This window comes from Shewanella sp. KCT (genome assembly GCF_007636505.1).
Taxonomy (GTDB): Bacteria; Pseudomonadota; Gammaproteobacteria; order Enterobacterales; family Shewanellaceae; genus Shewanella; species Shewanella halotolerans.
Genome location: NZ_LVDJ01000010.1, coordinates 200,203 through 217,485, shown reverse-complemented (window position 1 = coordinate 217,485; position 17,283 = coordinate 200,203). Strand labels below are relative to the sequence as shown.

The 17,283-nt window shown below is 51.3% G+C and carries 12 protein-coding genes; 3 read left to right on the top strand and 9 right to left on the bottom strand.

Going from position 1 to position 17,283, the window contains the following annotated elements; translation table 11 throughout:
- Positions 1-146: 146 nt before the first annotated feature.
- Positions 147-1,100, top strand: coding sequence for an IS110 family transposase (locus AYI87_RS15175; RefSeq protein WP_144203493.1), 954 nt, complete (start codon positions 147-149; stop codon positions 1,098-1,100).
- Positions 1,101-1,129: 29 nt separating this feature from the next.
- Here AYI87_RS15175 and AYI87_RS15170 read toward each other — a convergent pair whose 3' ends face one another.
- From AYI87_RS15170 to purL, 6 genes are all read right to left on the bottom strand, one after another.
- Positions 1,130-2,251, bottom strand: a complete 1,122-nt coding sequence (locus tag AYI87_RS15170) for a hypothetical protein (protein WP_144203491.1) — start codon at positions 2,249-2,251, stop codon at positions 1,130-1,132.
- 119 nt (positions 2,252-2,370) lie between these two features.
- The gene (locus tag AYI87_RS15165; protein WP_144203489.1) at positions 2,371-2,607 is read right to left on the bottom strand and encodes a hypothetical protein; all 237 of its coding nucleotides are present in this window, start codon (positions 2,605-2,607) and stop codon (positions 2,371-2,373) included.
- Positions 2,608-3,397: 790 nt separating this feature from the next.
- Complete coding sequence (gene cydX / locus AYI87_RS15160; RefSeq protein WP_011865106.1) at positions 3,398-3,514, bottom strand: cytochrome bd-I oxidase subunit CydX; 117 nt, start codon at positions 3,512-3,514, stop codon at positions 3,398-3,400.
- 14 nt (positions 3,515-3,528) lie between these two features.
- Positions 3,529-4,668 (bottom strand): cytochrome d ubiquinol oxidase subunit II, encoded by a 1,140-nt coding sequence (gene cydB, locus AYI87_RS15155; protein WP_011865105.1) that lies wholly within the window; start codon positions 4,666-4,668, stop codon positions 3,529-3,531.
- A 15-nt stretch (positions 4,669-4,683) separates the two neighbouring features.
- Positions 4,684-6,240: a cytochrome ubiquinol oxidase subunit I gene (locus tag AYI87_RS15150; RefSeq protein ID WP_011865104.1), complete on the bottom strand. Its 1,557-nt coding sequence runs from the start codon at positions 6,238-6,240 to the stop codon at positions 4,684-4,686.
- 1,241 nt (positions 6,241-7,481) lie between these two features.
- A complete protein-coding gene (gene purL, locus AYI87_RS15145; protein ID WP_144203507.1) occupies positions 7,482-11,363 on the bottom strand; it encodes a phosphoribosylformylglycinamidine synthase in 3,882 nt (1,293 codons plus the stop codon).
- 325 nt (positions 11,364-11,688) lie between these two features.
- Here purL and mltF point away from each other — a divergent pair, with 325 nt between their 5' ends.
- Positions 11,689-13,119: a membrane-bound lytic murein transglycosylase MltF gene (mltF, locus tag AYI87_RS15140; RefSeq protein WP_144203487.1), complete on the top strand. Its 1,431-nt coding sequence runs from the start codon at positions 11,689-11,691 to the stop codon at positions 13,117-13,119.
- Between the two features lie 49 nt (positions 13,120-13,168).
- A complete protein-coding gene (locus AYI87_RS21250; RefSeq protein WP_186300638.1) occupies positions 13,169-13,306 on the top strand; it encodes a hypothetical protein in 138 nt (45 codons plus the stop codon).
- Between the two features lie 52 nt (positions 13,307-13,358).
- Here the strand turns inward: AYI87_RS21250 and tadA are convergent, their stop codons facing one another.
- The 3 genes from tadA to guaB all read right to left on the bottom strand — a co-directional run bounded on the left by tadA (position 13,359) and on the right by guaB (position 17,188).
- Positions 13,359-13,895, bottom strand: coding sequence for a tRNA adenosine(34) deaminase TadA (gene tadA, locus AYI87_RS15135; protein ID WP_144203485.1), 537 nt, complete (start codon positions 13,893-13,895; stop codon positions 13,359-13,361).
- Positions 13,896-14,041: 146 nt separating this feature from the next.
- Positions 14,042-15,619, bottom strand: a complete 1,578-nt coding sequence (gene guaA / locus AYI87_RS15130) for a glutamine-hydrolyzing GMP synthase (protein WP_144203484.1) — start codon at positions 15,617-15,619, stop codon at positions 14,042-14,044.
- A gap of 102 nt (positions 15,620-15,721) precedes the next feature.
- Positions 15,722-17,188: an IMP dehydrogenase gene (guaB, locus tag AYI87_RS15125; protein ID WP_011865099.1), complete on the bottom strand. Its 1,467-nt coding sequence runs from the start codon at positions 17,186-17,188 to the stop codon at positions 15,722-15,724.
- Between the last annotated feature and the right edge of the window lie 95 nt (positions 17,189-17,283).

Here is a 17,283-nt window from a genome sequence, read left to right as displayed (position 1 = left end):
GAGGGTCTTTATGCAGTAGCTCGATTGAATGGCGGCTCCTCTTACGAGAGACCGGTAACAAGTGGGTAGCGCTGCATAACTCCTAGCAATAACTCGAACAGTCATTGGGGCCTCGAGCCCGTATAGCAAGGCAGAGTAAGCTTATAATGAACAACCATAAAAACCAAACTGAAATCAATGTCGGCGTTGATGTCGGTAAGTCACAGCTCGATATCGTTCTACATCCACTCGACCTACATTTATCTATCCCATATGACCCTGAACATATCCAGAAAGTCATTCAGGTACTTAAGAAGCATCCGGTAAAACGTATCGTCACTGAGGCGACGGGTCGTTATGAGCATGCCTTTGTCTTTGCCTGCGATAAAGCTAATTTACCCGTTGTTATCGTCAATCCAATCAAAGTTCGTCGCTTTGCCCAAGCTATCGGTGTCATGGCGAAAACAGACAGAATTGATGCTTCAGTCATCGCTCAATTTTCGGCAATCATTAAACCTGAGATAAAGCAACTTCCGGATGAACAGTCAAAAATAATCAAAGACTTACTAATCAGACGAACTCAGCTACTTGAAATGGCAACGATGGAAAAAAATCGTCTCCAAATCATGCCCAAAGAGCTTCATAAATCAATTAATACTTTGCTTAAATCACTTAACCAGCAAATAGATAAACTTACGGAAAAACTCGATAAGCTCGTAGCCCAGGTCAAAGAATGGCGCGTCAAATCGGAAATATTGACGAGTGTTCCTGGGGTGGGGAAAGTGCTTTCCTACACTCTGCTTAGTGAAATGCCAGAGTTAGGAAAACTAAACCGAAAAGAAATTGCCGCCCTAGTTGGTGTCGCTCCCATGAACCGCGAAAGTGGTTCTTACAAGGGTAAACGCAGGATCCGTGGTGGTCGCCACAGAATACGTACAGTCATGTTTATGGCGATGATGTCTGCCATACAGTGTAATCCTGTTTTTAAGCGCTATTACCAGCGTCTCAAAGCGGCTGGAAAAATGCCGAAAGTAGCACTGATCGCCTGCATGCGAAAGCTCATCGTGATCTTGAATACCATGCTTAAAAGCGAGGAGCTGTGGTGCGCAAAAAACGGATAAATATATTGACTAAACACCACAGTCACTTGTTAGGCGATGCCGGTCACTGTGTTCCTCGAAACCATAGCGTTATCTCTGTATTTTATTCGCATTACTTGATCTTCTGTATCGTAGAAGTAATGAACAACTTCTGGTGCATCAAAATCATCGAGCTCTAGAGGATGTAATGCATAAGGATTATGATAAATTTGTAAACCATCCAGGTGAGTTTCATAATGATCTACGGCATTGTACAAATACATATCGTGACCACAAACTTCTCCCTCTGAGAAGACGCGTTCAGAAAAAATATCATACCCCTCCGCTATAGGATTTACAGAGCGACCGAGCTTATCTAAACCCTCTTTAGCCATAAATTCCACAATGCCCATTCTCCTTAAACGTGTAACTCTAACGAAGCTTGCAGTACCTGCCATTGATACCGCTTTACCAAAAGTACCCGTGGTTGAAAAAATAACCGCACTGATTTCTTTATAAGAATCATTGGTAAAAATTCCCAATTCGACTTCTTTACCATTTTTATTAATTACACATTTAACTGTGTCCTGCGGATCATGGTAGTTTTTTGGTGGTTCTACACCATAAAGGACTCTATTGATTGCAGTGTTATTTTGACTTTGTGCTAACTGCCTATCAAATGGAGCTACAGCTAATACAAAAGGATTTCCTTTCACATGTTCTAATGAAGAGTAAGGATTCTTTTTCTTACCATCCCCTATAAACAAGATATGCTTATCTCGGATCTTTCCCGCTAATTTCAGTGTTGATTCACCCAATAACTCAGTGTCTAGCTGCTGTTTATCTAACTCCCGAGTTTGCTGAGTACTAGGATTAGATGTTACGGCTTCAACTGATATTTTTCTGTTATTAGGGCTTATCAAATTAAAGTCTGGACTCGCTTTAGAGTAATCAATTTTGTAGCCAAGCTCTTTAAAGGCTTTGTTTAGGTACAACTCCCAAAATGAAGAATTGAATGTTGTCTGCCATTCAGTTACGAACTTTTTAGCTTCACCACTACGATCAAGTAAACCCTCCCCCCATTCATTTATGATAGAGTGAGTTTTTGCATAAGCAGGTTCATTTAATACTTCTTTAAACAATGGATGAAGTCTTTTCTCATCCACAATTACCTTAAATAGGTCGATACTCAACTCAATACTCCATAATCGCCTAACGCCCAGCACAGCGGCTGGCAAAGCTGGCACGTAATTGCGCAGCAATTTGAGTGACAGGTTTGACAGTCCGTTGCTGCTGCTTGTTAAATGCCTGCCTATTGATTGGACTCACCAAATGTAGCCTTATGGACATCTTTGGGAATAGCTATTGCAGGTGCATTATTTCGAATACGCAGCACCTCAGCATCACTTAAAGTCTCACCTTTAAGCTCAGCGGCCCTTTCAAGCATTGCTTCTATTTGTGGATTATAAGAGACAACTAACATTTCGGGATTCTCTTTAGAAGAAAGCTCCTCAAATGATCCAGTATCTCCTACTTCTAGAATACTCATGCGATATCCTTTCTACTTCCTAGCATTTAACATTTTATTAGTGCGCATGCGCGTTTACCTCGTTGGACCAGTGAAAACGCGCACAGTTAACTATCTGTATGTATTGAACTTATCAGCATTTTGCCAAATATACCATTTGGAAAAACGCGCATGCGCGTTTTCCAAACCTATTATCTACTTAACAAATATTGTAAGCATTTAATTTTAAAGACATTTATTTATACCTAAATGAGAAAACGCGCACAAATACAGGATAAAAATCGTTCAAAACCCTTGTGATTTGAATATAACTGTATAGTTATCCAGTTTTTTGGTTGGGGAGTAGTGAATTACACCACGCGGGTGTAGCGATAAGAATTTCTAGGCCAGAAAGTCTGCTCGTTACTGACCCTCCGACAACTTGTTAACTCATTTTGGGGCAAAATTCAGTTAGCTTTTACCCGTTTGACCTTAAACACACCAATACCGCCAAATCGAAGAGACGTTAGATACCGAGTGTAGATACGCCGGTGAGCTTCCGAAACAGGGATGTTTCGGCAGAGCCTAAAGGGACTTATTCACGGCGTCTCACAGGCGTATCTGCACATCCCTCGCCGGGCAGGCGTTAGATAGCCATGAAGGTACAACCTTAATATGACCTCAACAAATACCAACACAACTAGCAGCAGCCATTAACTATCAGAGAAGATTCGACCTTCAATTCCCCGCCCAACAAGAATCCCGCCAAATTCATTTGGCAATAAAAAACCCCGCATTCTCATACGGGGTTCTTAGATTCAGAATTCATGGCTTAATCTTTAAGCTCTGAATCCCTATCCATGTTCTCAGTATTCTCTAACCACAAGGCGTTGATGATACCGAAAGAACACGCCAGCAAAATGCCTAATATCCAAGCAAAATACCACATAGTGTCGGCTCCTGTTAGTAAAGTGACGTCTTGTTGTCTTCGATGTAGCTACGGCTCAAGCGACCAAACATCTTGAAGTAGGTCCAGATGGTGTAGCTTAGCACGATAGGCACGAAAATCGCGGCCGCCCAGGTCATCACAGTCAGAGTCATGTGACTCGCTGTGGCATCCCACATGGTCAGGCTCACGTTTGGCTCAAGTGATGATGGCATCACGAACGGGAACATGGCCGCACCGCAGGTCAGGATCACCATAGCCACCGCCAGCGAGCTAAACAGGAAGGCAAAACCAGAGCGGTTGAAACGACTCGCCAGCAGCGCCAGTACCGGCATGGCAATACCCAGGATTGGGAACAGCATGGTCACTGGATACTTGTCGTAGTTAGCCAGCCAGGCACCCGCCTCTACCGCAACCGTCTTAAGGGCTGGGTTAGATGCGCCGTGGGTGTCGATAGTCGAGGTCACTACATAGCCGTCGATACCATTGGCTAGCCATACACCGGCCAGGGTGAAGAGCACTGCAACCAGGGCCGCAGCCACCTGGGTCGCCGTCGCCGCACGTACGCGCAGTTCGCCTTCTGTCTTCATCTGTAGCCAAGAGGCGCCCTGCATGATGATCATAGACACGCTCACCAGACCGGCCAGCAGGCCAAATGGATTAAGCAGGCCAAACAGACCACCGTGGTAGGTTGCACGCAGGTACTCGTCGAAGTTAAACGGTACACCTTGCAGCAGGTTACCAAAGGCCACGCCTATGATGAGCGGCGGTACGAAGCCACCCACAAACAGCGCCCAGTCCCAAGCCTTACGCCATCTTGGATCTTCGATCTTAGAACGGTAATCGAAGCCCACGGGACGCAGGAACAGGGCAAATAGCACCAACATCATGGCCACATAGAAGCCAGAGAAGGAGACAGCGTAAACCATAGGCCAGGCGGCAAACAGCGCGCCACCGGCGGTGATCAACCATACCTGGTTGCCGTCCCAGTGTGGGGCAATCGAGTTGATCATAATACGACGCTCGGTATCGTCCTTACCTATTATAGGCAGCAAGGCACCCACGCCCATGTCGAAACCGTCGGTGACGGCAAATCCGATGAACAGCACACCAATCAGCGCCCACCAGACAAATCTTAATATTTCATAATCAAACATAATGAGATCTCCGGTTTAAGCTTCTAGGTTTTCAAAGTGATAACGGCCCGTCTTGAGACTGCTAGGTCCCTTACGTGCAAACTTGATCATCAAGAACAGCTCAATCACAAGCAGGACTGTGTAGAAGAGCGTGATAGAGATGATACTGAACCAGAGATCCGCAGCCGTTAGGCTAGACGCCGACATGAAGGTTGGCAGCACCTCAGAGATGGTCCAAGGCTGACGACCGTACTCGGCCACGAACCAACCACACTCAATGGCGATCCAAGGCAGTGGCAGGCTGTATAGCGCCGCCTTAAGTACCCAAGGCTTCTCTTCGATCTGATGACGTGTGCTCTGCCAGAAGGCCGCCGCAAACACGAACAGCATGACGACACCCAGGCCAACCATCACACGGAAGCTCCAGAACATAGGCGCAACCGATGGGATAGAGTCTTTGGCCGCGGCCTTGATCTGCTCTTCGGTGGCATCGACCACATTGTCTGTGTAACGCTTCAGCAGCAAACCATAACCCAGGTCGACCTTGGCCTCTTCGAAGGCGGCACGCAGCTCAGGGGTTTCCTTGCCGGCGCGCAGCTCGGTCAACATGGCATAAGCCTTCATACCGTTGCGAATACGCTCTTCGTGTTCGACGATAAGGTCGCGGATACCGGTCACCTCTTCATCGATAGAACGGGTGGCGATGATACCCATGGCATATGGGATCTTGATGGCGTAGTCGGTATGCATGGTCTCCTGATTCGGGAAACCCACAGCGGTAAAGGCCGCAGGTGCAGGTTCTGTGTGCCATTCGGCTTCGATAGCCGCTAGCTTAACGCGTTGGGCCTCACCCACCTTATAGCCTGACTCGTCACCCAGTACGATGACCGACAGGATAGACGCCATACCGAAGCTTGCCGCGATGGCAAATGAGCGACGGGCAAACGGCAGATCACGCTTCTTTAGGATGTAGTAAGAACTGATGGCCAGAACAAACATGGCGCCGGCCACATAGCCAGAAGCCACGGTATGAACAAACTTCACCTGCGCAACCGGGTTGAACAGGACTTCGGCGAAGCTGGTCATCTCCATACGCATGGTTTCATAGTTGAATACACTACCTACTGGGTTCTGCATCCAGCCGTTGGCTACCAAGATCCACAGCGCCGACATGTTCGAGCCCAGGGCCACCAACCAGGTCACCGCCAGGTGTTGACGCTTGCTGAATCTGTCCCAACCGAAGAAGAACATACCCACCAGGGTAGATTCGAGGAAGAAGGCCATCAAGCCTTCGATAGCCAGTGGCGCACCGAAGATGTCACCCACATAGTGAGAATAGTATGACCAGTTAGTCCCAAACTGGAACTCCATCGCCAGACCTGTGGTTACGCCCAGGGCGAAGTTAATACCAAAAAGCTTACCCCAGAACTTGGTCATATCTTTATAGATCTGCTTATTGGTCATCACATAGAGTGATTCCATAATGGCCAGCAAGAACGCCAGCCCCAAGGTCAAAGGTACAAACAGGAAGTGATACATAGCTGTCAGCGCAAACTGTAAGCGCGAGAGCTCTACAACCTCTTCAACAATCATCAGTGACTCCTTAGGTGGTGCGATCATTCTTCAAGGTTAGATCCCCATCAACCCGGAAAAATGCCTATTTAGGAATTTTATTATTCAAGTAATTTGTCAGACCCGAGTCTCACAAACCGCCAAATTTTAACTTTTTGCCTCGCTCAAGCGTCGCTGACGCTCAAAAAGGCCCTCTCACCCCAGTTTTTGAGAGGCGGCTCACAAAACCTTTTGGTTTTTAAACCCCCGTCGCAGAAAACGGCCGAGAAAATCAATTTAAATTATTTTTTTCAAAAACTTACAACAAGGCATATCAAACGTACCCTAACCATTTTATACCATTCAAAATTGATTCAAATCAATCAAACACGGCGCGGATAGTGGGTTTTGCGGACGGCGCCACACTTCACCCGGCAACACGCTTGCCAAAACATTGCAAACGTGATAGGAAGCTGGTAAGTTTTAATAAAAATGCTATTTTTAGCAAATTTCAGCTCACATCGCGCAAAACGCAACATTTAACAAGATTTAACAATTAAAGAGTCAATATATGTAACCCAAAACAACTGCACAACTAACAACACAATCAAGCAAAATCAATGGTATACAAAATTAAAAACATCAAAACCACACCAAACACACCACCCAGAGATTAAAATTACTAATGCGAACTTGCAATTTTAATCGTTTGTTCTCTTGGCGACATTTGCTTACTATATGCCTGTGTTAAGGAGACGGCTCAATCAACCCGGTGAAGTTGCCCGGCAAGCCACACTCCGCTCACATCATTAATCACTGTGTGGAGAATCCGTTATGAAAAACCTATTTGATCGTCTAGTTAACAGCTACAAGCGCACTTTTGTTGAACTCTATACTGCAAGAGAGCTGTAAATAGCACCTTAACCCGCCATTGCTTGAAGTTTTGTTAGCGCAAAACGGCCACCGTTTTCTCCTCGAAGGCGGTGGCTTTTTACTTTCTAACGACTTGGTTTAGATGATTTTAGATTAGTTTAGCAGACGCTAAATAAATAATGTCGCCTTTTAGCGATTTTCGGGGCAGATCCCATTAAGCGTGATTTGCGCGAATTAAAGGAAAAAACCATCGATACCCCTACTTTATGGCTGTTTAGCAGTTCAGAATGTAATAAAGTAAGGCTAAGTGCATGTATCTGTGTGGGTTTAAACTAACTCTTTATGGGTATAAAAAAAGGGCCTCGAATTTTCGAGGCCCTTTTTGCATCAATTAAACCGCTAAGCTTAGGTTAACCTAATTTAGCGCGAACGTTTCTGAACATTCTCATCCATGGGCTATCTTCGCCCCACTCGTCAGGATGCCAAGAGTTCGCCACGGTTCTAAACACACGCTCTGGGTGCGGCATCATGATGGTGACGCGACCGTCTGTGCTACAGATACCGGTTAAGGCGTTTGGCGAGCCGTTAGGGTTCTCTGGGTATTGTGTCGCTACCTGGCCATGGCCATCGACGAAGCGCAGCGCGATTGTGCCAGACGCCTCTGCGGCGGCCAGCGCCTCAGGCGATGCGAACTCGGCGCGCCCCTCACCGTGAGACACGGCGATCGGCATGCGTGAGCCTTCCATGCCTTCGAAGAAGAAGGATGGACTCTTCTGCACTTCCACCAGGCTGAAACGCGCCTCGAAACGCTCGGAGCGGTTACGCACGAAGTGTGGCCAATGCTCGGTACCCGGAATGATATCTTTCAGGTTAGAGAGCATCTGACAACCGTTACATACCCCGAGGGCGAAGCTGTCGTTACGCTCGAAGAAGCGGCTGAACTCTTCACGGGCACGGCCGTTAAACAGAATCGACTTGGCCCAACCTTCACCGGCGCCCAGTACGTCACCGTAAGAGAAGCCACCACAGGCCGCCAGGCCCTGGAACTCTTCGAGGCTGATACGGCCAGAGAGAATGTCAGACATGTGAACATCACGGCTCTCGAAGCCGGCGCGGTCGAAGGCGGCGGCCATCTCGAGGTGAGAGTTAACCCCCTGCTCACGCAGGATAGCCATCTTAGGCGCTGTGCCCTTGAGGATATAAGGCGCGGCAATATCTTCGCTTGGGTCGAACTTAAGATCCACGGTCAAGCCTGGGGCATCGGCCACCTGCTTGAGCTTGAACTCTTCCTCGGCACACTCAGGGTTGTCACGCATCGCCTGCATGCGATAGGTGGTCTCGGCCCAGATGGTACGCAGCTCGGTGCGTGACTCGGCCAATACCTCGGTCGCTGCATCACGGATGATGATGCTGTCGCCAGCCACTGGCTTAGCAACCACATGGCAAGCCACACCGGCCGCCTGGTACTGCGCCTTGATAGCCTGGCTATCGGCCGCGCGCACCTGGATCACGGCGCCCAGCTCTTCGTTGAACAGGCGCTCTAAATGAGTACCTGTCAGCGCGCTGAGATCCACATCCAGACCCGTGTTACCGGCAAACGCCATCTCAATCAGCGTAGTGAACAGACCACCGTCACTACGGTCGTGATAGGCCAGCAGCGCCTTGTCGGCCACCAGCGCCTGCGTCACCTCGAAGAAGCCACGCAGCAATGCCGCATCGGCCAGATCTGGCGCCTTGTCGCCCAGCTGACCAAATACCTGCGCCAGACAAGAACCGCCCAGACGACGCTCGCCCTGGCTAAGGTCGACCAGCAGCAGCTCGGTGTCGCCCTTGTCGCTTCTCAGCTCTGGGGTTACTGTCTTACGAATATCTTGCACCGCACCGAAGGCAGTGATCACCAGCGACATAGGCGAGGTAACCGTCTTATCTTCGCCGCCGTCCTGCCAAGCCGTCTTCATCGACATCGAGTCTTTACCCACTGGGATAGTGAGATCCAGCTCAGGACACAGCTCTTCGCCCACGGCCTTAACCGCCTCGTACAGGCCTGCGTCTTCACCCGGGTGACCCGCGGCAGACATCCAGTTGGCCGACAGCTTGATACGCTTGAGTGAACCAATATCACTGCCGGCGATGTTCATGATAGATTCGGCTACCGCCATGCGCGCCGAGGCGCCAAAGTCTAGCAGTGCCAGCGGGGTGCGCTCGCCCATAGACATGGCTTCACCGCTGTAAGAATCAAAACTTGATGCGGTCACGGCGCAGTCGGCCACAGGCACCTGCCAAGGACCGACCATCTGGTCGCGATTCACCAGACCGGTAACCGTGCGGTCACCGATAGTGATCAGGAAGGTCTTCTCGGCAACGGTTGGCAGACGCAGTACGCGGCGCACCGCATCTTTCAGCTCAATTGTCTCTTGTGCCAGCGCAGGCGAGTCCGCCTTTTGCGACACCACGTCACGGCTCATCTTAGGCGCCTTGCCCAAAAGGACCTCTAGCGGCAGATCGATAGGCTTGTTGTCGAAGTGCTCATCCGACAGGGTCAGGTGACGCTCTTCGGTCGCCTCACCCACCACGGCAAATGGCGCACGCTCACGCTCACAGATGGCGGTGAATAGCTCCAGGTTTTCCGGCGCCACAGAGAGAACATAACGCTCCTGCGACTCGTTACACCAGATCTCCAACGGGCTCATGCCCGGCTCGTCCGATGGCACGTTGCGCAGCTCGAAACGACCGCCACGTCCGCCATCGTCCACCAGCTCAGGGAAGGCGTTCGACAGACCACCAGCGCCCACGTCGTGGATAAATTGAATCGGGTTGGCTTCGCCCATTTGCCAGCAGCGATCGATCACTTCCTGACAGCGACGCTCCATCTCTGGGTTGTCACGCTGCACAGAGGCGAAATCCAGGTCTTCGCTCGACTGGCCAGAGGCCATAGAAGATGCCGCGCCGCCGCCCAGGCCGATATTCATCGCAGGGCCACCCAGTACGATTAGCTTGGCGCCGACGGTGATCTCACCCTTCTGCACGTGCTCTTCGCGGATATTACCCAGACCACCGGCAAGCATGATTGGCTTGTGATAGCCACGTACCTCGACGCCGTTGTGGCTCGAGACTTCCTGCTCATAGGTACGGAAGTAGCCCAGCAACGCCGGACGACCAAATTCGTTGTTAAAGGCCGCGCCGCCCAGTGGACCTTCGGTCATGATATCCAGGGCGGTCACGATACGATCTGGCTTACCATAATCGCCTTCCCATGGCTGTACGAAGCCTGGGATCTTAAGGTTTGATACGCTAAAGCCGGTGAGGCCCGCCTTTGGCTTAGAGCCGCGACCGGTTGCGCCTTCGTCGCGGATCTCACCGCCTGAACCTGTGGCCGCACCCGGATATGGGCTGATGGCCGTTGGGTGGTTATGGGTCTCCACCTTCATCAGGATATGCATAGGCTCGGTGTGATAGGCGTACACCCCGTTTGGCTCGGGGAAGAAACGACCGGCGACAGAACCTTCCATCACGGCGGCGTTATCTTTGTAGGCAGATAACACGTGATCAGGCGTCTTCTCGAAGGTGTTCTTGATCATCTTGAACAGCGACTTTGGCTGCACCTCGCCGTCGATGGTCCAGTCGGCGTTAAAGATCTTGTGACGGCAGTGCTCCGAGTTTGCCTGGGCAAACATCATCAGCTCGACATCATTAGGGTTACGATTCAGACGCTGGAAGTTTTCTACCAGGTAGTCGATCTCATCCGGCGCCAGCGCCAGACCCAATTTAACGTTGGCCGCTTCCAGTGCCGCCTTGCCTTCACCCAGCACATCGACGCTGGTAAAGACCGCAGGCTCGGTGCGGGCAAACAGGCTGCTCGCCTGTTCGAAATCTGGCAGAACCACTTCGACCATGCGGTCGTGCAGCAGGCCAAGCAGCTGCTTCTGCTGGGCGTCGTCCAGATTATCGGCCTGAACATAGTAGGCGATACCGCGCTCTAGGCGCTTGACCTTGTTCAGACCACAGTTATGAGCGATGTCGGTCGCTTTCGACGACCATGGAGAGATGGTGCCCGGACGCGGCGTTACGAAGTACAAGTTGCCTTGGGGCGCATGTGCTTCAATCGCAGGTCCATAGGTTAACAGTTTGGCCAGCTGCTGGGTTTCGCCAGCGTCCAACGCTTCTGTTAAATCGGCTAAATGTATGAACTCAGCATAGATATCTTGTACTGGAAGCGCCGCACTCTGACAGGCCTCCATTAGCTTTTGGACTCTAAACGCTGATAATGCAGGGGCTCCGCGGATGATCTCCATCACGTCTTTTCACCTTATTATTTATAATTGCAGGGTCAGATCTGGCGCTATTATAGGGAAATGTGGGGCACAAATCATCCGTAGCATGGCTTCAAAACAGCGTTTCCCTCGATTTATTATCACCATAGCGCGAAAACAGCTTTACGTAACAAAGAAACTGGCGCGGCGCCAAATTCATGCCCCATACTTAAGCTGGCAAAACGCTAAAATCATCCAACAAAAAACAACCAAACTCTGCCGACATAATCGCCATTATTGCCTTTGACCAGCTTGTGATATAATCATCGGCCGCGTTTTATAAAACGGATTAAAAAATAGTAACTTAATGAGAAGTTTCCTGCTGATTCTATTCTGTGTATCGCTACTGACAGCTTGTCAGGGCGAGCGCGTGGACGCAGCAAAAGCGGTTGAAACCCAGCCGAAAACCCAGCTCAATGTGGGCACCCTCTACGGTGCGCAGATCTATGTCACAACGGGTCAGGGGCCCGCTGGCTTCGACTATGAGATGGCCGAGCGTTTCGCCAAACATCAGGGCCTCACGCTCAACATGCAGCCCTACCCCACCATCACAGATCTCTACCAGGCGATGCGAAATGGTGAGATAGACCTGATCGCCGCAGGGCTGGCCGATACCCAGAGCCGCCGGGAGCAGTTCAGGCTGGGGCCGCCGCTCTACTATGTTAATCAGGTGCTGGTCTACAAACAGGGCGCCAAGTACCCAACGGATGTAAGTCAGCTGGATGACAACATTACCGTGATCTCAGACTCCTCCTTTATCGAGACCCTGGCGGAGATGCAAAAACTCTATCCCGAGCTGGTATGGGATCAGCAGTGGGACAAGGACAGCGAAGAGCTGCTGGCGATGATCGCCCGCGACGAAATTAGCTACACCATCGCCGATTCGACCACCTTCGAGATCAACCGCCGCTATATGCCTGAGCTTAGGGCGGGCCCTGTGCTACGAGAGGGACAGGCCGTGGTCTGGCTGCTGCCGCCCAATGGCAGCGATCAGCTGATGAGTGACCTGCTGAGCTTCTGGCATCAGGAAAAAAGAGCCGGCACCCTGGCCCACCTGAACGAGAAATATTTCGCCCATGTGAAGCGCTTCGACTATGTGGACACCCGCGCTTTCCTGCGAGCCATAGATAGCCGGCTGCCCAAGTACCGCGACAACTTCGTCGAATATGCCGGCGATCTCGACTGGCGTAAGCTGGCAGCCACCGCCTATCAGGAGTCCCATTGGAACCCCAATGCCCGCTCGCCCACAGGTGTGCGCGGCATGATGATGCTTACCCTGCCTACAGCCAAACAGATGGGGATCGACAACCGTCTCGACCCGGAGCAGAGCATACGCGGCGGCGCCAAATACCTGAGCGACATTCTCAATCGTCTGCCTGAGTCGATTCCGGAGAATCAGCGCATGTGGTTTGCCCTGGCCTCCTACAACATAGGCTATGGCCATGTAGAAGATGCCCGCAAGCTGGCGCAATCTATGGGGCTTAACCCCAGTGCCTGGCGCGATCTGAAAAAGGTATTGCCTCTGCTGCAGAAGCGTAAATACTACAAGCAGACCCGCTACGGCTATGCCCGAGGCAGCGAGGCGGTTCACTACGTGGATAACATCAGGCGCTACTACGACACCTTGGTATGGATTGACAATCAGAATCAACAATTACAAGATGAGGTGATGGAAGCGCAACAACAAACGGCCGAAAAACAATCACAAAGCGAAATTTCCGCCGCGCAGCCCAACTGATATGACGCGGCCTGTGATTGCCTGGATAACGGCCTAACGGAGGTTCATCATGAGAAAAAAAACCTTAAACAATCTGTCTTCACGGCGAAGAACCCTGCTTAAGATACGCCACCAACACACCATCAACCGACAGAAGCAGTTCTTCACCTTCATCAAGCAACCTGGCAGCCTGAGTCCAATTGACTAATCCGAATCAGACTGAAGCAAAACAAGCGAACAACTCATAAAAAAACAAGGGCCTATTGCCCTTGTTTTTTTTCTGCCATCTTAAGTGCCTTCTTCTCCTGACGCCGCCTTCGAAAGAAGGCGCTGAGCTGCTCGCCGCAATCCTCGGCCAACACCCCAGCCGTCACCTCCAGCTGATGATTGAAGGCGCTGCTGCGCACCAGATCCACCACGCTACCGGCCGCGCCCGTCTTGAGATCCGCCGCGCCAAACACCAATCGACCAATTCTGGCATGCACCATGGCGCCGGCGCACATGGCGCAGGGCTCTAAGGTCACGTACAGCGTGGTATCCAGCAGACGATAGTTCTCCACCACCTGGCCAGCGGCACGAATGCACTCCATCTCGGCGTGGGCACTGGCGTCATGGCGACAGATGCTGAGGTTGTAGCCGGTCGCTATCACACTATCATCTTTCACCAACAGCGCGCCCACCGGCACCTCGCCCTGCAACTCGGCCTGGGCGGCCAGCGCCATGGCTTGGCGCATATAGGCTTCATCTTTTACCGCCTGATCATCCAGGCTGGTTTGCTTCTCTATCGGGGTACTCATCTGCTCTCTATCGTTCTGGTCCAAAGGGCCGCTGTCTCGTCTGCGTTTCTCGGCTTACTCTTCTAGCTGGAACCTAATGCCACTCAAATAAAAAAGGGCACATCGCTATGCCCCCTTTCTATCTTTCAACTCAACTTATCGCGGGATTATTCCCACTCGATGGTTGCAGGTGGCTTACCTGAGATATCGTAAACCACGCGAGAGATGCCGTCGATCTCATTGATGATGCGGTTTGAGACTCTGCCAAGGAAATCGTATGGCAGATGTGCCCAGTGCGCCGTCATGAAGTCAATGGTTTCCACCGCACGCAGGGATACTACCCAGTCGTACTTACGGCCATCGCCCATCACGCCCACGCTACGAACCGGCAGGAAGACGGTAAAGGCCTGGCTCACCTTGTTATACAGGTCGGCCTTGTGCAACTCTTCGATGAAGATAGCATCGGCGCGGCGTAGCAGGTCACAGTACTCTTTCTTCACTTCGCCCAGTACACGTACGCCAAGGCCTGGGCCAGGGAATGGGTGACGGTAAAGCATGTTGTAAGGCAGACCCAGCTCGAGACCTATCTTACGCACTTCATCTTTAAACAACTCGCGTAGCGGCTCGACCAGACCCAGCTCCATATCGTCCGGCAGACCGCCAACGTTATGGTGTGACTTGATCACGTGGGCCTTACCGGTAGCACTGCCCGCAGATTCAATAACGTCAGGATAGATGGTGCCTTGGGCCAGCCACTTAGCGTTAACGCACTTGCGTGACTCTTCGTCGAAGATATCGACAAACACCTTGCCGATGATCTTACGCTTGGCTTCTGGCTCGGCTTCACCGGCCAGGGCGTCGAGGAAGCGTGATTCGGCGTCGACGTGAACGATATTGAGACCGAAATGGTCACCAAACATCTCGAGCACCTGGTCGGCCTCGTTCAGACGCAGCAGACCGTTGTCTACAAACACACAGGTCAGTTTGCTGCCGATGGCGCGGTGCAGCAGCATGGCCACAACAGAAGAATCGACACCACCTGACAGACCCAGGATAACCTCGTCATCGCCGACCTGCTGCTTGATACGAGCAACCGCGTCTTCGATGATAGAAGAAGGCTTCCAGTTGGCCTCACACTGACAGATATCCAGTGCGAAATGCTCCAGCATGCGCTTGCCCTGACGGGTGTGAGTCACTTCTGGGTGGAACTGAACGCCGTAGAAGCGCTTCTCTTCGTTGGCCATAGCAGCGTAAGGACAGGTATCTGTCTTAGCCACTGTCACGAAACCTTCAGGGATCTCAGAAACCTTGTCACCATGGCTCATCCAGACGTCAAGCAACGCCTTACCGCTGTCGCTGACCGCATCTTCGATGCTCTTGAACAGCTCAGATGCTGCCTGAACTTCTACCTGGGCATAACCGAATTCACCTTCGCCTACGCCTTGGATCACCTTGCCACCCAGCTGTTCTGACATGGTCTGCATGCCGTAGCAGATGCCGAGTACTGGTACGCCGGCGTTAAACACATATTCAGGTGCACGAGGCGAGTTGTCGGCGGTGACGCTCTCTGGACCGCCGGCCAAGATGATGCCGTTAGGCGCAAAGGCTTTGATCTGCTCTTCAGACACATCCCAGGCCCAAAGCTCACAGTAGACACCGATCTCACGGATACGGCGGGCAATCAATTGCGTGTACTGAGATCCAAAATCGAGTATGAGGATCTTATGATCATGAATGTTGCTCATGCTTTACCTTTTATCTTTCAGATTTTTCGCCAATGTCATTTATTAAGACCCGGCTTAAGAAAAGGCAGTGTATTTTTCAATGACACTGCCTGATTTCAATAATTAAGAACGGCTACGATAGTTAGGCGCTTCTTTGCTGATGGTCACGTCGTGAACGTGGGACTCACCCATACCCGCCGAGGTTACCTTCACAAACTCCGCCTTCTCATTAAGATCTTTAATGGTAGGACAACCTGTGAGGCCCATGCATGAACGCAGGCCACCCATGTACTGGTGGATGATCTCTTTGAGCTTACCCTTGTATGGTACGCGACCCTCGATACCCTCGGGTACCAGCTTGTCGGCAGCGTTATCGCTTTGGAAGTAACGATCAGAAGAACCTTGTGTCATGGCGCCCAGAGAGCCCATGCCGCGGTATGACTTGTATGCACGGCCGTTGTATAGCTCAGTTTCACCTGGCGCCTCGTCGGTACCGGCGAACATAGAGCCCGCCATGATGCATGATGCACCGGCGGCCAGCGCCTTAGCTAAGTCGCCTGAGAAGCGGATACCGCCATCGGCGATAACAGGAATATCTAAGTGCTTAACGGCGGCTGCAGCGTCAGATACTGCGGTGATCTGCGGCACACCCACACCGGTGACGATACGTGTAGTACAGATAGAGCCAGGGCCAATACCTACCTTAACGGCGTTCACACCGGCTTCGACCAGTGCCAGGGCACCTTCGGCCGTGGCTACGTTACCACCGACGATCTGTAGATCTGGGTACTTGGCGCGGGTGTCGCGAATACGCTGAAGAACGCCTTCAGAGTGGCCGTGAGATGAATCGATAAGTAGCACGTCGATACCGGCTTTCACCAGGGCGTCGACACGGGCTTCGTTACCGGCACCGGCACCTACGGCGGCGCCGACACGTAGACGACCCAACTCATCTTTACAGGCGTTTGGCTTCTCTTCCGCTTTTTGGAAATCTTTAACTGTGATCAGGCCCTTGAGTCTGAAGTCACCGTCGACGACCAGTACCTTCTCGACGCGGTGAGCGTGCATCAGCTTCTGCACTTCATCCAGCGGCGTGCCTTCAGGCACAGTCACCAGACGCTCTTTAGGCGTCATCACCTGATCGACGGTGCGAGACCAGTCGGTGATGAAACGTACGTCACGGCCCGTGATGATACCCACCAACTCATTGGCTTCGTCAACCACAGGATAACCCGCAAAGCCGTTCTTCTCAGTCAGGACTTTCAGCTGCTCAAGTGTGGTATTAGGCGTGACCGTTACAGGTTGCTGAACGATACCGGCTTCATAGATCTTTACTTGGCGAACTTGCTCGGCCTGCTGCTCTATGCTCATATTTTTATGGATGAAACCAATACCACCTTCCTGTGCCATAGCGATGGCAAGGCGCGCTTCAGTCACGGTATCCATGGCTGCAGACACGATAGGCATATTGAGTTCGATCTTTTGGGTTAAGCGAGTCTTGAGAACGGCAGTGTTAGGGAGTACGGTCGAGTGTGCAGGAACAAGCAACACATCATCAAAGGTTAGTGCTTCTTTTTTTAAACGTAGCATGGCAACATCTCCCCATGTAGGTGATATAAGAGGTAAAATATTGCGGCGGGATTATACCTTGCATATTGGGCGTGGTAAATGGAAAATAGTAAAAA